This window comes from Rhizobium sp. SG2393 (assembly GCF_042610495.1).
GTDB lineage: Bacteria > Pseudomonadota > Alphaproteobacteria > Rhizobiales > Rhizobiaceae > RU20A.
Window position 1 is genome coordinate 15314 of record NZ_JBHGAP010000004.1, and the last position, 13285, is coordinate 28598.

Here is a 13285-nt window from a genome sequence, read left to right on the forward strand (position 1 = left end):
GGTCACGGAAATGTCACAGGATGAAGCGCGACAGATCGGTGTTGGCGGCGAGATCGCCGACATGCGCCTTCACATAGGCCGCGTCGATCGTCACTGTCTGGCCCGGCTGGTCCGGGGCAACGAAGGAGATTTCGTCCAGCACCCGCTCCATCACCGTCTGCAGACGCCGGGCGCCGATATTCTCGACATTGGCATTCAACTGCACGGCGACGGCCGCAAGCTCGTCGATCGCATCATCGGTGAAGTCGAGCGTGACTTCCTCGGTTTCCAGAAGCGCCTTGTACTGGCGGATGAGGCTTGCCTCGGTTTCCGTCAGGATGCGGCGGAAATCGTCCTTGGTGAGAGCCTTCAGCTCGACGCGGATCGGCAGGCGGCCCTGAAGTTCCGGCAGCAGGTCCGAAGGCTTCGAGACATGGAATGCGCCCGATGCGATGAAGAGGATGTGATCGGTCTTCACCGGTCCGTATTTCGTCGCGACCGTTGTGCCTTCGACGAGCGGCAGCAGGTCGCGCTGCACGCCTTCACGTGAAACACCGGCACCGACACCCCCGTCGCGGGCGGCGATCTTGTCGATCTCGTCCAGGAAGACGATGCCGTCGTCTTCGGCAGCGCGCACGGCTTCGCGCTGGATCTGCTCATTGTCGAGCAGCTTGTCGGACTCGTCGTTGATGAGTACCTGATAGCTCTCCTTCACGGTGGTCCGCACCTTTCTGGTGCGACCGCCCATGGCCTTGCCGAACATTTCCGAGAGGTTCAGGATGCCGATATTCGCGCCGGGCATGCCGGGGATCTCGAAACCGCCGGCGGGCGAAGCGTTTTCCGCTACCTCGACGTCGATTTCCTTGTCGTCCAGCTCGTTGGCGCGCAGCTTTTTGCGGAAGCTTTCACGCGTTGCCGGGGATGCGGCCGCACCGACCAACGCGTCGAGCACGCGCTCCTCGGCATTCTGGTGCGCCTTCGCCTTCACCTCGGCGCGCTTCTTCTCGCGCACGAGGCCGATGCCGACCTCGACGAGATCGCGCACGATCTGTTCCACGTCACGACCGACATAGCCGACTTCGGTGAACTTGGTCGCCTCGACCTTGATGAAGGGGGCGCCGGCAAGCTTGGCAAGGCGCCGGGAAATCTCGGTCTTGCCCACACCGGTCGGGCCGATCATCAGGATGTTCTTCGGCATCACCTCATCGCGCAGGCTGTCGTCCAGCTGCTGGCGGCGCCAGCGATTGCGCAAGGCAATCGCGACCGCGCGCTTGGCATCCTTCTGGCCGATGATGAAACGGTCCAGCTCGGACACGATCTCGCGGGGGGAAAAATTGCTCATCTCGTTCCTTTCGTCACCATCGGACCCACCTCTCAAAGGCTGGCATCCGATGGCAGAACTCTTATTCGTCGTCCCGCCGCGCCCTCAGGCCGCGTCGAGCACTTCCATCACGATATTGCCGTTGGTGTAGACGCAGATGTCGCCGGCGATCTCCATGGCGCGTCGGGCGATCTCTTCGGCCGACTTGTCCGTGTCCATCAGCGCGCGGGCCGCGGCATAGGCGTAATTGCCGCCCGAACCGATGGCCAGCGTGCCGTGCTCGGGCTCCAGCACATCGCCATTGCCGGTGATGGCCAGCGTGATCGACTTGTCGGCGACCAGCATCATGGCTTCCAGATTGCGCAGGTACTTGTTGGTGCGCCAGTCCTTGGCAAGCTCGACGGCAGCGCGCATCAGCTGGTCGGGGTACTGTTCCAGCTTGGCCTCGAGGCGCTCGAGCAGCGTGAAGGCATCGGCCGTCGCCCCGGCAAAACCGGCGATGACATCGCCCTTGCCGATGCGGCGCACCTTGCGGGCATTGCCCTTCATCACGGTCTGGCCAAGGCTGACCTGGCCGTCGCCGGCCATGACCACCTTGCCGCCCTTGCGCACGGTGATGATGGTCGTGGCATGCATGGTTCCGTAGGGATTGTGTTCGCTCATGGTCTTTCCTCGCGGGCCTTGTTGAGCGACCCGCTCCTTTACATGTGCAGCACATGTAAGCAGGGCTGCAAGGAATGCAATGCAACCGGCCGCGCCACGTCGTCCCGCTCCTCAACCGGCTGGATATTTGCTGGTTGCCCTGTTAAGGAGCGGCAGGTTTGACGGAAGGGAAGACGATGTCGGACAGCCAGAAGAGGACGGCGAGCATCGCACGCCGCACAAACGAGACCGATGTGGCCGTGTCGATCAATATCGACGGCACCGGCACCTCGACGATCGAGACGGGGGTCGGCTTCTTCGATCACATGCTCGACCAGCTGTCGCGCCATTCCCTCATCGACATGGAGATCCGTACCAAGGGCGACCTTCATGTGGATGACCATCACACGGTCGAAGACACCGGCATCGCCATCGGACAGGCGCTTGCAAAGGCGCTTGGCGACCGCAAGGGTATCACGCGCTATGCCTCGCTCGACCTGGCCATGGACGAGACGATGACGAAGGCGGCGGTGGATGTTTCCGGCCGGCCTTTCCTCGTCTGGAACGTCACCTTCTCCTCGCCCAAGATCGGCACCTTCGACACCGAGCTCGTGCGCGAATTCTTCCAGGCGCTTGCCCAGCATGCCGGCATCACCCTGCATGTGCAGAACATCTACGGCGCCAACAACCATCATATCGCCGAGACCTGCTTCAAGGCCGTCGCCCGCGTGCTGCGCACCGCGACGGAAATCGATCCGCGCCAGGCCGGCCGCGTTCCCTCCACGAAGGGCACGCTCGCCTGAGCCCAAGGAAGGGCATGATCATGGGCCGCTATCTCGTTCTCACCCCGCCCGGCGCTGCCGACCGGAACGAGCACGCCGTCTTCATCAAGGACGGCTTTGCTCCGCTCGCCTTTCTCTTTCCGGCCATCTGGCTGCTCTTCCAGCGCGCGTGGCTGTTCGGGATCGCCGCAGCGCTTCTGCAGATCGGGCTTTGGGGCATCGCTGCAGCCCTGCAAAGGCCGGAGATCGGCCTGTTCGGCGGGCTGGCGCTCGGTCTTGTCGTCGCTTTCGAGGGTCGCGCGCTGATGGCCCGCCAGCTCGAGGCGCGTGGCTGGGCCATGCGCGCGGCGTTTACCGATGTGACGCGACAGGGCGCGGAAGCGCTGTTCTTCAGCGGCCGGCATCCTGTCGAGGCGGCATCCACCGGGCCTCAGGCAACGGTCGTGCTTCCTGCGTCTTCCGGCGGCAAGGTTCTGCCGCCCTCCACACCCGGCTTCGGCCTTTTCGGACAATACGGGGAACGCTGATGCGCGTCGCCATCATTGATTACGGTTCGGGCAACCTGCGCTCGGCCACCAAGGCCTTCGAACGCGCCGCGCGCGAGGCAGACATTTCCGCGGAGATCGAGCTGACGGACAAGGCGGACCGCGTCGCCTCCGCCGACCGGATCGTGCTGCCCGGCGTCGGCGCCTACGCCGATTGCAGGCGTGGGCTCGACGCCGTGCCCGGCATGGTCGAGGCGCTGGGCGCAGTGGTCGAGACGGCCGGCCGGCCCTTCCTCGGCATCTGCGTCGGCATGCAGCTCATGTCCTCGCGCGGGCTGGAAAAGAACGTCACGACCGGCCTCGGCTGGATCGCCGGCGATGTTGTCGAGATGACGCCTTCCGATCCCGCCCTGAAAATCCCGCAGATCGGCTGGAACACGCTGACGCTGGCACAGCCGCATCCGCTGTTTCAGGGTATCCCGACCGGGCCGGACGGGCTGCACGCCTATTTCGTGCATTCCTATCACCTCGCCGCAACGCGGCCGCAGGACGTGATCGCGACGGCCGATTATGGCGGTCCGGTGACGGCCTTCGTCACCAACGGCAACAAGGCCGGCGCACAGTTCCATCCGGAAAAGAGCCAGACGCTCGGCCTCGCCCTCATCTCGAATTTCCTGCGCTGGAAGCCCTGACATGATCCTTTTTCCCGCCATCGACCTCAAGGACGGCCAGTGCGTGCGCCTCAAACTCGGCGACATGGATCAGGCGACCGTCTACAATACGGATCCCGCCGCGCAGGCGCTCGCCTTCGAGGAACAGGGTTTCGAGTGGCTGCATGTCGTGGATCTGAACGGTGCCTTCGCTGGTGAAAGCGTCAACGGCGCAGCCGTCGATGCGATCCTGAAGGCGACAAAGAACCCGGTGCAGCTCGGCGGCGGCATCCGCACGCTCGACCATATCGAAAGCTGGCTTTCCCGCGGTCTTGCCCGCGTCATTCTCGGCACCGTTGCCGTGCGCCAGCCCGAACTGGTGATCGAGGCGTGCAAGGCCTTTCCCGGCAAAGTCGCCGTCGGCATCGACGCCAAGGGCGGCAAGGTCGCCGTCGAGGGCTGGGCGGAAGCCTCCGAACTCGGCGTCATCGAGCTTGCGAAAAAATTCGAGGGCGCAGGGGTCGCGGCAATCATCTATACCGACATCGACCGCGACGGCATCCTCGCCGGCATCAACTGGGACTCGACGCTCGCACTCGCCGCGGCCGTCTCCATCCCCGTCATCGCCTCGGGCGGCCTCGCCTCCATGGACGACATCCGCCGCCTGACGGCACCGGACGCGCGCAAGCTGGAAGGCGCCATTTCCGGCCGCGCCCTCTATGACGGGCGGATTGATCCGTCCGAGGCGCTGAGCCTGATCCGTGCAGCCCGCAAAGGAGACGCCTGATGAGCCTCAAGGCACGTGTGATCCCCTGCCTGGACGTGAAGGACGGCCGGGTGGTGAAGGGGGTCAATTTCGTTGATCTCATCGATGCAGGTGATCCCGTCGAGGCCGCGCGTGCCTATGATGCGGCGGGCGCGGACGAACTGTGCTTTCTCGACATCACCGCATCCTCCGACAATCGCGAGACGATCTTCGACGTGGTGGGGCGGACTGCCGAGCAGTGCTTCATGCCGCTGACGGTGGGCGGGGGTGTGCGGGCCGTAGGCGATATCCGAAAGCTGCTTCTGGCCGGCGCCGACAAGGTTTCGATCAACACAGCTGCGGTCAAGAACCCCGACTTCGTCGCGGAAGCCGCCGACAAGTTCGGCAACCAGTGCATCGTGGTCGCGATCGACGCCAAGCGGGTGTCGGCGGATGGCGAGGCGGATCGCTGGGAGATCTTCACCCATGGCGGGCGCCAGCCTACCGGCATTGATGCGGTCGATTTTGCCCGCAAGGTTGTCGATCTCGGTGCCGGTGAAATCCTTCTGACCTCCATGGACCGGGACGGCACCAAGATCGGTTACGATATCGGCCTGACGCGAGCCGTTGCCGACGCAATCCGCGCGCCGGTGATCGCATCCGGCGGGGTCGGATCGCTCGATCATCTCGTCGCCGGCGTGAAGGATGGGCATGCGACGGGCGTGCTCGCCGCTTCCATCTTTCATTTCGGCACCTACACCATCAGCGAGGCAAAGCGGCACATGGCAGCCAGCGGCATCGCCATGCGACTCGACTGAGGAACGACCATCATGACCGGTTTCACGCTCGACCATCTCGAGGCCATCGTTGCCGAACGGGCCACCGCTTCGCCGGAGCAATCCTGGACGGCAAAGCTGGTCGCGCAAGGGCAGGGGCGCGCGGCCAAGAAACTGGGCGAGGAGGCGGTGGAAACGGTGATCGCTGCGATCGGCGGCGACAGGGCCGAAATCGTCAGCGAGAGCGCCGACCTTCTCTATCATCTCATGGTCGTATTGAAAATTTCAGGAATTGCGTTGCAGGATGTCTATGACGAACTGGAGCGCCGCACCGGCCGTTCCGGCATAGACGAAAAAGCGAGCCGGAAAAGCTGAGACACATGCTGGCCAAAGATCCCGTTCCGGCTGACATCCCCGATCGCTACGATAACGGGACCTACTCGCCCTTCCGCTTTTTCTCGGCCGAGGAATGGGCGCGCTTCCGCGCCGATACGCCATTGACGCTGACGGAAGACGAGGTGCGGCGGCTGCGCTCGCTGAACGACCCGATCGACCTGGAGGAGGTCCGGCGCATCTATCTGTCGCTGTCGCGTCTGCTGTCGGCCCATGTCGTCTCGTCGCAGGGGCTTTTCGAGCAGCGCAAGCGCTTTCTCAACATGCCCAACGAGACGAAGACCCCCTTCGTCATCGGCATTGCCGGCTCGGTCGCCGTGGGCAAATCGACGACGGCGCGTATTCTCGCCGAGCTTCTGTCGCGCTGGCCGTCCAGCCCGAAGGTCGATCTCGTCACCACCGACGGCTTTCTGTTCCCCAATGCGGTTCTGCAGAGCCAGAACATGATGGACCGGAAGGGATTTCCGGAGAGCTACGACATCGGCGCGCTGCTGCGCTTCCTCTCCGCCATCAAGGCCGGGCAGCCGAATGTGCAGGCGCCGACCTATTCGCACCTGACCTACGACGTGCTGCCGGACCAGTTCCGGACGATCGACCGTCCCGATATCCTCATCTTCGAGGGCATCAACGTCCTACAGTCGCGCAACCTGCCGGAAGACGGCAAGATCGTGCCTATGGTTTCGGACTTCTTCGACTTCTCGATCTATATCGATGCGGACGAGGCGCTGATCCACAGCTGGTATGTGAAGCGCTTCATGCGCCTGCGCGAGACGGCCTTCCGCAATCCGGAATCCTTCTTCAATCGCTATGCAACGATTTCGGAAGAAGCAGCCCTCGCTATCGCCGAGGGGCTTTGGGCCAATATCAACCTGAAGAACCTGCGGCAGAACATTCTGCCGACGCGCCCGCGCGCCGATCTCATCATCGAGAAGGGACCGAACCACCTGACGGAGACGGTGGCGCTGCGCAAGCTCTGACGCAGGGTGTCAAACCGTGACGCGGCGGAGCGTGAGATTGATACGGCCGGTGCTTTTCAGAAGCGTCGATGTGCCCGGGTAGATGCGGTCGACTCCGTGGAAGGCGAGGCGGCTTTCACCACCGAAGACAAGCACATCGCCGCTCATGAGCCTGAGGGATACCGTTCGGCCGCCACGCTCAGCGCCGCCGATGCGGAACAGGCAGTCATCACCGAGTGAAACGGAGACAACCGGGCATTCGCGGTCCTCTTCGTCCCGGTCCTGATGCAGACCCATCTTCGCGGTTTCGGCGTAAAAATTGATGAGGCAGGCCTCCGGCGCCTTCGGCGCACCGCTCACCGCCTCCCAGAGCGTCATGAGAGAGGCGGGAATGGGCGGCCAGGGGTAGCCGTTAGCCGGGTGGAGCGGTTGATAGCGATAGCCGCGCTGTTTGTCAGTGACCCAGCCCAGCGTTCCGCAATTGGTCATGCGAACAGACATCGGCTTTCCGGTGCGGGGCATTTCCGGAACGTAGAGCGGTGCTTTCGCCACCACGGCGCGGATTTCCTCGACCAGGGATTCCTGCTGGCCGCGATCGAAATAGCCGGGCAGATGACGCACGCCCTTGGGCAGAACAAGCATGAGATCCCCTTTATGAGCCGGAGTCCGAGTGTCATGACGCGGCTACAAGGGCCGACTTGCCGATGAGACGCGCTGCCGGTTCGCAATAGAACCGGTTTCCTTGCGGAGCATACGTCGAAGCCTGGCGCCGGGATCAGTCGGCGTCGGACTTGCCCCGCAGACGCTTGATCTCGCCCCGTCCGGCCTTTTCTTTCAGCCGGCGTTCCACCGACCCTCGGGTGGGACGGGTTTTCTTGCGCGGCGGCGGGGGCGGGGCTGCGGCTTCGAGGAGGAGTTCCTTCAGCCGCTCGCGTGCGTCCTCGCGATTGCGCTCCTGGCTGCGAAAGCGGCTCGCCTCGATCATCAGCACGCCATCATTGGAAACGCGGCGCCCGCCGAGACGTGTGGCGTTGCGCTTGACGCGGTCGCTCAGGGCAGGCGACGCGGCGATGTTGAAGAAGAGCTGGACGGCAGTGGAGACCTTGTTGACGTTCTGACCGCCCGGGCCGCCGGCCAGCACGAATTGCTCGGTCAATTCCCAGCCGGCAAGGACGATGGTCTCGTTGACGTAAAGCGGTTGGCTGGCCATTTCTGCTCTCCTTCCCGTTCCTTGCCATGGAACGGATGGCGGAGAAAGACCTCTTCTTTCCACCTGCAAAGCCGCAAAACCCGGCGCGCTACGGAGCGCACCGGGTTTCACGTGAATCCTCCTCCCGAGGATCCTTTATTCGGCGGCGAGCTTCAGGCCCGGAGCCGCATCGCGGACGGAACCGTCCACGTGGCTTTCGAACTTCTCGAAGTTGCGGACGAACATATCGACCAGCTTCTTGGCCTGGGCGTCGTAGCCCGCCTTGTCAGCCCAGGTGGACCGCGGGTCGAGGATGCTGGTGTCGACGCCGGGAACAGCAACCGGAACGCGGAAGCCGAAGTTGGCATCCGTGCGGAATTCGGCAGCGGCGAGCGAACCGTCGAGGGCAGCGGTCAGCAGCGCGCGGGTCGCCTTGATCGGCATGCGGCGACCAACGCCATAGGCGCCACCAGTCCAGCCGGTGTTGACGAGCCAGCACTTGACGCCGTGCTGGGCGATCAGGGCCTTGAGCAGGTTGCCGTACTCGGCCGGATGGCGCGGCATGAAGGGCGCACCGAAGCAGGTCGAGAAGGTGGCTTCCGGTTCGGTCACGCCCTTTTCCGTACCGGCGACCTTTGCGGTGTAGCCGGAAAGGAAGTGGTACATGGCCTGTTCGGCCGTCAGTTCGGCGATCGGCGGCATGACGCCGAATGCGTCGGCCGTCAGCATGATGATCGTCTGCGGGTGACCGGCCGTTCCCGTTTCGCTGGCGTTCGGAATGAAGTCCAGCGGATAGGCGCAGCGGGTGTTTTCGGTCAGCGAGCCGTCATCGAAATCCGGTACCCGGTTTTCGTCGAGGATGACGTTCTCCATTACGGTGCCGAAGCGGCGTGTGGTGGAGAAGATTTCCGGTTCGGCTTCAGCCGACAGGCGAATTGCCTTGGCGTAGCAACCGCCTTCGAAGTTGAAGATGCCGTGTTCGCCCCAGCCGTGCTCGTCATCACCGATGAGCGTGCGCTTCGGATCGGCCGACAGCGTGGTCTTGCCGGTGCCGGAGAGGCCGAAGAAGACGGCGCTGTCGCCATCGGGGCCGACATTGGCCGAGCAATGCATGGGCATCACGCCCTTGGCCGGCAGCAAGTAGTTGAGGACGGTGAAGACCGACTTCTTCATTTCGCCGGCATAGGACGTGCCGCCGATGAGAACCAGGCCATTGACGAGATCGCAGGCGATCACGGTTTCGGTGCGGCACCCGTGGCGGGCGGGATCAGCCTTGAAGCTCGGCAGATCGATGATCGTGAGCTTCGGCGCGAAGGTTGCGAGCGCGGCGCGTTCCGGGCGGATCAGGAGGTTGCGGATGAAGAGCGAGTGCCAGGCGAATTCAGTGACGACGCGCGTCGGCAGGGCGTTGTCGGCATCGGCGCCGCCAACGAGATCCTGGACATAGAGGTTCATGCCACGGGCATGGGCCAGCATGTCATCGCGCAGGACCGCGAAATGCTCGGGCGACATCGGCTTGTTGTTGTCCCACCAGATCTGGTCTTCCGTCTCGGCGGTGCGGACGACGAACTTGTCCTTCGGCGAGCGACCGGTGTGCTGGCCGGTCACGGCGCTGAAGGCGCCATGCGCCGTCACCTTGCCTTCGCCGTTGCGGATGGCCTCTTCGTAGAGCTCCGCAGCCGCAAAGTTGTAGCGGACAGTCGAAAGGTCGCTGAAACCAATGGCCTCGAGTGTGAGAGCCGGGTTGCAGATGCCGATTTCCTCCATGGTCCCCTGTTCCTTCCGATCGGGTAAACACGTTGAATTTGAACGGGAACATAAAGTGGATTTTTAAATCCGGCAAGCGGGAATTGGCTAAAACGCGAATGATATCAGTATATTAATCGATTTAACAAAATAATCGTATTTTTTAAATCGTTTGAGTCAGACGATTCATCGCGACAACCGCAGGACACAGCGAACCGTCGAAGACCCCTTGCCACAATTTGTTCCACCTTTATCCTCATGTAACGCTTCGCCCGCTGGGGCGTCGTGCGGAGGCCTGACCCTTTCCTGCCCGCGGCGCCGCACCGGAACACACTGGATGGAGCCCGATAAGATGCAGACAATCGCCCTCGTTGACGACGACCGGAATATCCTGACGTCGGTGTCGATCGCTCTGGAAGCCGAAGGCTACAAGGTGGAGACCTATACCGATGGCGCTTCCGCGCTCGACGGCCTGCTGGCGCGCCCGCCGCATCTGGCTATCTTCGACATCAAGATGCCGCGCATGGACGGCATGGAGCTTCTGCGCCGCCTGCGTCAGAAATCAGATATCCCGGTGATCTTCCTCACCTCCAAGGACGAGGAGATCGACGAACTCTTCGGGCTGAAGATGGGCGCCGACGACTTCATCACAAAGCCGTTCTCCCAGCGCCTGCTGGTGGAGCGCGTGAAAGCCATCCTGCGCCGCTCGGCAAACCGCGAGGCTGCGGCGACCGCAACCGCGAGCGGCCAAAAGGCGGCCGACGTGCAGGCCCGTTCGCTCGAACGCGGCCAACTGGTCATGGATCAGGAGCGGCACACCTGCACCTGGAAGAACGAGCCCGTCACGCTGACCGTCACGGAGTTCCTTATCCTGCACTCGCTGGCGCAACGCCCCGGCGTTGTGAAGAGCCGTGATGCGCTGATGGACGCGGCCTATGACGAGCAGGTCTATGTCGACGACCGCACCATCGACAGCCACATCAAGCGGCTGCGCAAGAAGTTCAAGATGGTCGATACCGACTTCGACATGATCGAGACCCTCTACGGCGTCGGCTACCGCTTCCGGGAAGCGGCATAGCAAAGGGGCGGCCCGGCGGTCATTCGGCACCGGATTGGCCAGTCCGGTGCGCCGGCGCGCATATGGCGGTCTTGCATTCTGCCGGCGAAGCGCCCATCAGCACGGGAACGGCAACCCATGAAAACGGAAAGAGGGGGCGCGAAAGCCTGATTTCGCGCTGAGTTGCGGGTGGTGGACAGCGTTCAGATCAATGATGGCGAGGAGGCGGCCGGCCGGTCCGGCGCGCTTGGCCGTGGTCGTCGCTGGACGCATCCTTTCACGCTGATCCGCCGGATCTTCGGCAATGCCGTCTTTTCGAGCCTGACGCGCCGGATCGTCTTCTTCAACCTCGTCGCCCTTGTCGTTCTCGTCGGCGGCATCATGTATCTCAATCAGTTCCGCGAGGGGCTGATCGATGCGCGCGTCGAAAGCCTGCTGACGCAGGGCGAGATCATCGCGGGTGCGATCGCGGCATCTGCGTCCGTCGATACCAATTCGATCACCATCGATCCCGAAAAGCTCCTGGAACTGCAGGCCGGACAGAGCATCACGCCGCTGCCGCGCGACGAGGACCTCGATTTTCCGATCATCCAGGAGCGCGTAGCGCCGGTGCTGCGACGGCTGATTTCGCCGACACGCACCCGCGCCCGCCTTTTCGATGCAGATGCCGATCTGCTGCTCGATTCGCGCCACCTCTACAGCGGCGGCCAGGTGCTGCGCTTCGACCTGCCGCCGGTGGAGCCTGAATCGGAAAGTCTGGTCGAGCGTTTCAACACCTGGTTCAACCGGCTCCTGCAGCCGGGCAATCTGCCGCTCTACCGCGAGCCGCCGGGGGGCAGCGGCACGATCTATCCTGAAGTGATGAACGCACTGACGGGCGTGCGCGGCGCAGTCGTGCGCGTGACCGAGAAGGGCGAGCTGATCGTCTCCGTTGCCGTGCCCGTACAGCGGTTCCGCGCCGTGCTCGGTGTCTTGCTCCTGTCCACCCAGGCCGGCGACATCGACAAGATCGTCCATGCCGAGCGCCTGGCCATCATCAGGGTCTTCGGCGTGGCGGCTCTCGTCAACGTCATCCTGTCGCTGCTTCTTTCCAGCACGATCGCCAATCCGCTCCGGCGCCTGTCCGCGGCTGCCATTCGCGTCCGGCGCGGCGGGGCGAAAGTACGCGAGGAAATTCCCGACTTCTCCATTCGCCAGGACGAGATCGGAAATCTTTCCATTGCACTGCGCGACATGACGAGCGCGCTCTATGACCGGATCGACGCGATCGAGAGTTTCGCTGCCGATGTCAGCCACGAGCTGAAAAACCCGCTGACCTCGTTGCGCAGTGCGGTGGAAACCCTGCCGCTGGCCCGCTCGGACGATTCCAAGAAGCGGCTCCTCGACATCATCCAGCATGACGTGCGGCGTCTCGACCGTCTGATCAGCGATATCTCGGATGCGTCCCGCCTCGATGCCGAACTGGCGCGCAGCGATGCCAGAAGCGTGGACATGGAAACGCTGCTCGCCAATCTCATCGACATCTCGCGCCAGATCCGCAATCACAAGAAGCCTGTGCTTCTCGATTTCGTCGTGGACCGCAAGAACGATCCGAAGGCCCGGTTCGTCGTGAGCGGCTACGAGCTGCGGATCGGCCAGATCATCACCAACCTGATCGAGAACGCGCGCTCCTTTGTGCCGGAGACGGGTGGACGTATCGTGATCCGGCTGACGCGCTCCAGGAACCGCTGCATCGTGCAGGTGGAAGACAATGGTCCGGGTATCCAGGCCGAGAATATCGACCGCATCTTCGAGCGCTTCTATACGGACCGGCCGGATGGCGAGGATTTCGGCCAGAATTCCGGTCTCGGCCTGTCGATTTCGCGTCAGATCGCAGAGGCCCATGGCGGCAGCCTGAAGGCGGAAAACCTGAAGGACGACAAGACGGGCCAGATCGCGGGTGCGCGCTTCACGCTGTCCCTGCCGCTCGAGCAGCCGGCCTGAGGAGATGCCGGTGGGCGAGAGGGCGACAGAGGATAGCGGCCGGACTGTCAACATCCATGCGACCGGAATCCTGGCCGGCAAGACCGGCATCATGATCGTCGGGCATTCCGGCAGCGGCAAGTCTGCTCTTGCCTATGCCTGCCTCGTGGCCGCGCGACGCGAGGGCATGGAGAGCCTGCTCGTTGGTGATGACCGGCTGGACATCACGACGAACGGCACGGAGGCCACAATGCGCGGGCCCTCCACGATTGCCGGGCTGCTGGAGGTGCGGGGTGCCGGAATCCTGCGCTGGGATACTATCGCGCAAGCGCCTGTCACGCTGGTCGTGCGCCCTGTCGACCCTTCCCGCGACGATCGTCTGCCGCCCGACAATGAGCTTTTCGACCTTGGCCAAGGCGTTGTCCGGCCGCTGATCCGCGTGCCCCGCTTCATCGCAGAACCGCTCGCACTCATCTTCGATCTTGTGCAGCAACGCGATCAAATCTGTCGCTGAATCGCGACGGGCCCGTCCTTCCGGTCATTTTATGCCTTGCACTTCGTCTTTTCCTTGCCAAGATGGCCGCCCTGACGGTGGACGCGCT

The 13285-nt window shown here is 63.3% G+C and carries 15 protein-coding genes; 10 read left to right on the forward strand and 5 right to left on the reverse strand.

Features of this window, described 5'->3' with window-relative positions:
* Positions 1–13: 13 nt before the first annotated feature.
* Together hslU and hslV are read right to left on the reverse strand one after the other, a co-directional pair.
* Entirely contained in the window at positions 14–1321 is a 1308-nt protein-coding gene (gene hslU / locus ACED18_RS11890) for an ATP-dependent protease ATPase subunit HslU (RefSeq protein WP_377292399.1), read from the reverse strand.
* 84 nt (positions 1322–1405) lie between these two features.
* Positions 1406–1963 carry an ATP-dependent protease subunit HslV gene (gene hslV / locus ACED18_RS11895; RefSeq protein WP_377292401.1) on the reverse strand — a complete coding sequence of 186 codons (558 nt, stop codon included), beginning with the start codon at positions 1961–1963 and terminating at the stop codon, positions 1406–1408.
* 176 nt (positions 1964–2139) lie between these two features.
* Here hslV and hisB point away from each other — a divergent pair, with 176 nt between their 5' ends.
* From hisB to coaA, 7 genes are read left to right on the forward strand one after another with little or no spacing between them, the layout of a single operon-like run.
* Complete coding sequence (gene hisB / locus ACED18_RS11900) at positions 2140–2745, forward strand: imidazoleglycerol-phosphate dehydratase HisB (protein ID WP_377292403.1); 606 nt, start codon at positions 2140–2142, stop codon at positions 2743–2745.
* 20 nt (positions 2746–2765) lie between these two features.
* The gene (locus tag ACED18_RS11905) at positions 2766–3251 is read left to right on the forward strand and encodes a DUF2628 domain-containing protein (RefSeq protein WP_377292405.1); all 486 of its coding nucleotides are present in this window, start codon (positions 2766–2768) and stop codon (positions 3249–3251) included.
* Positions 3251–3901 (forward strand): imidazole glycerol phosphate synthase subunit HisH, encoded by a 651-nt coding sequence (gene hisH / locus ACED18_RS11910; protein WP_377292407.1) that lies wholly within the window; start codon positions 3251–3253, stop codon positions 3899–3901. The genes ACED18_RS11905 and hisH overlap by 1 nt, the downstream gene beginning before the upstream one ends.
* A 1-nt stretch (position 3902) precedes the next feature.
* Positions 3903–4646: a 1-(5-phosphoribosyl)-5-[(5-phosphoribosylamino)methylideneamino]imidazole-4-carboxamide isomerase gene (gene hisA / locus ACED18_RS11915; RefSeq protein ID WP_377292409.1), complete on the forward strand. Its 744-nt coding sequence runs from the start codon at positions 3903–3905 to the stop codon at positions 4644–4646.
* A complete protein-coding gene (hisF, locus tag ACED18_RS11920) occupies positions 4646–5422 on the forward strand; it encodes an imidazole glycerol phosphate synthase subunit HisF (RefSeq protein ID WP_377292411.1) in 777 nt (258 codons plus the stop codon). Before hisA ends, hisF begins: the two co-directional genes overlap by 1 nt.
* Before the next feature lie 12 nt (positions 5423–5434).
* The gene (locus ACED18_RS11925; RefSeq protein ID WP_377292413.1) at positions 5435–5755 is read left to right on the forward strand and encodes a phosphoribosyl-ATP diphosphatase; all 321 of its coding nucleotides are present in this window, start codon (positions 5435–5437) and stop codon (positions 5753–5755) included.
* Positions 5756–5760: 5 nt separating this feature from the next.
* Positions 5761–6750, forward strand: a complete 990-nt coding sequence (gene coaA, locus ACED18_RS11930; RefSeq protein WP_377292415.1) for a type I pantothenate kinase — start codon at positions 5761–5763, stop codon at positions 6748–6750.
* 9 nt (positions 6751–6759) lie between these two features.
* Here coaA and ACED18_RS11935 read toward each other — a convergent pair whose 3' ends face one another.
* The 3 genes from ACED18_RS11935 to ACED18_RS11945 form a co-directional block, all read right to left on the reverse strand.
* The gene (locus tag ACED18_RS11935; protein ID WP_377292417.1) at positions 6760–7371 is read right to left on the reverse strand and encodes an alpha-ketoglutarate-dependent dioxygenase AlkB family protein; all 612 of its coding nucleotides are present in this window, start codon (positions 7369–7371) and stop codon (positions 6760–6762) included.
* A gap of 133 nt (positions 7372–7504) precedes the next feature.
* Complete coding sequence (gene arfB / locus ACED18_RS11940) at positions 7505–7939, reverse strand: alternative ribosome rescue aminoacyl-tRNA hydrolase ArfB (protein ID WP_377292419.1); 435 nt, start codon at positions 7937–7939, stop codon at positions 7505–7507.
* Positions 7940–8074: 135 nt separating this feature from the next.
* On the reverse strand, positions 8075–9685 hold the full coding sequence (locus ACED18_RS11945; RefSeq protein ID WP_377292421.1) for a phosphoenolpyruvate carboxykinase: 1611 nt from the start codon (positions 9683–9685) through the stop codon (positions 8075–8077).
* A gap of 331 nt (positions 9686–10016) precedes the next feature.
* Here ACED18_RS11945 and ACED18_RS11950 point away from each other — a divergent pair, with 331 nt between their 5' ends.
* The 3 genes from ACED18_RS11950 (at position 10017) to ACED18_RS11960 (ending at position 13197) form a co-directional block, all read left to right on the forward strand.
* Positions 10017–10742 (forward strand): response regulator transcription factor, encoded by a 726-nt coding sequence (locus ACED18_RS11950; RefSeq protein WP_377292423.1) that lies wholly within the window; start codon positions 10017–10019, stop codon positions 10740–10742.
* A gap of 186 nt (positions 10743–10928) precedes the next feature.
* On the forward strand, positions 10929–12704 hold the full coding sequence (locus tag ACED18_RS11955) for a stimulus-sensing domain-containing protein (RefSeq protein WP_377292702.1): 1776 nt from the start codon (positions 10929–10931) through the stop codon (positions 12702–12704).
* A gap of 10 nt (positions 12705–12714) precedes the next feature.
* Positions 12715–13197: an HPr kinase/phosphorylase gene (locus ACED18_RS11960; RefSeq protein ID WP_377292425.1), complete on the forward strand. Its 483-nt coding sequence runs from the start codon at positions 12715–12717 to the stop codon at positions 13195–13197.
* Positions 13198–13285 lie beyond the last annotated feature (88 nt).

Bases quoted from the DNA above. Each gene is read 5' to 3' on its own strand.
- hslU (WP_377292399.1), bottom strand. From the start codon at position 1,321: ATGAGCAATTTTTCCCCCCGCGAGATCGTGTCCGAGCTGGACCGTTTC.
- hslV (WP_377292401.1), bottom strand. From the start codon at position 1,963: ATGAGCGAACACAATCCCTACGGAACCATGCATGCCACGACCATCATC.
- hisB (WP_377292403.1), top strand. From the start codon at position 2,140: ATGTCGGACAGCCAGAAGAGGACGGCGAGCATCGCACGCCGCACAAAC.
- ACED18_RS11905 (WP_377292405.1), top strand. From the start codon at position 2,766: ATGGGCCGCTATCTCGTTCTCACCCCGCCCGGCGCTGCCGACCGGAAC.
- hisH (WP_377292407.1), top strand. From the start codon at position 3,251: ATGCGCGTCGCCATCATTGATTACGGTTCGGGCAACCTGCGCTCGGCC.
- hisA (WP_377292409.1), top strand. From the start codon at position 3,903: ATGATCCTTTTTCCCGCCATCGACCTCAAGGACGGCCAGTGCGTGCGC.
- hisF (WP_377292411.1), top strand. From the start codon at position 4,646: ATGAGCCTCAAGGCACGTGTGATCCCCTGCCTGGACGTGAAGGACGGC.
- ACED18_RS11925 (WP_377292413.1), top strand. From the start codon at position 5,435: ATGACCGGTTTCACGCTCGACCATCTCGAGGCCATCGTTGCCGAACGG.
- coaA (WP_377292415.1), top strand. From the start codon at position 5,761: ATGCTGGCCAAAGATCCCGTTCCGGCTGACATCCCCGATCGCTACGAT.
- ACED18_RS11935 (WP_377292417.1), bottom strand. From the start codon at position 7,371: ATGCTTGTTCTGCCCAAGGGCGTGCGTCATCTGCCCGGCTATTTCGAT.
- arfB (WP_377292419.1), bottom strand. From the start codon at position 7,939: ATGGCCAGCCAACCGCTTTACGTCAACGAGACCATCGTCCTTGCCGGC.
- ACED18_RS11945 (WP_377292421.1), bottom strand. From the start codon at position 9,685: ATGGAGGAAATCGGCATCTGCAACCCGGCTCTCACACTCGAGGCCATT.
- ACED18_RS11950 (WP_377292423.1), top strand. From the start codon at position 10,017: ATGCAGACAATCGCCCTCGTTGACGACGACCGGAATATCCTGACGTCG.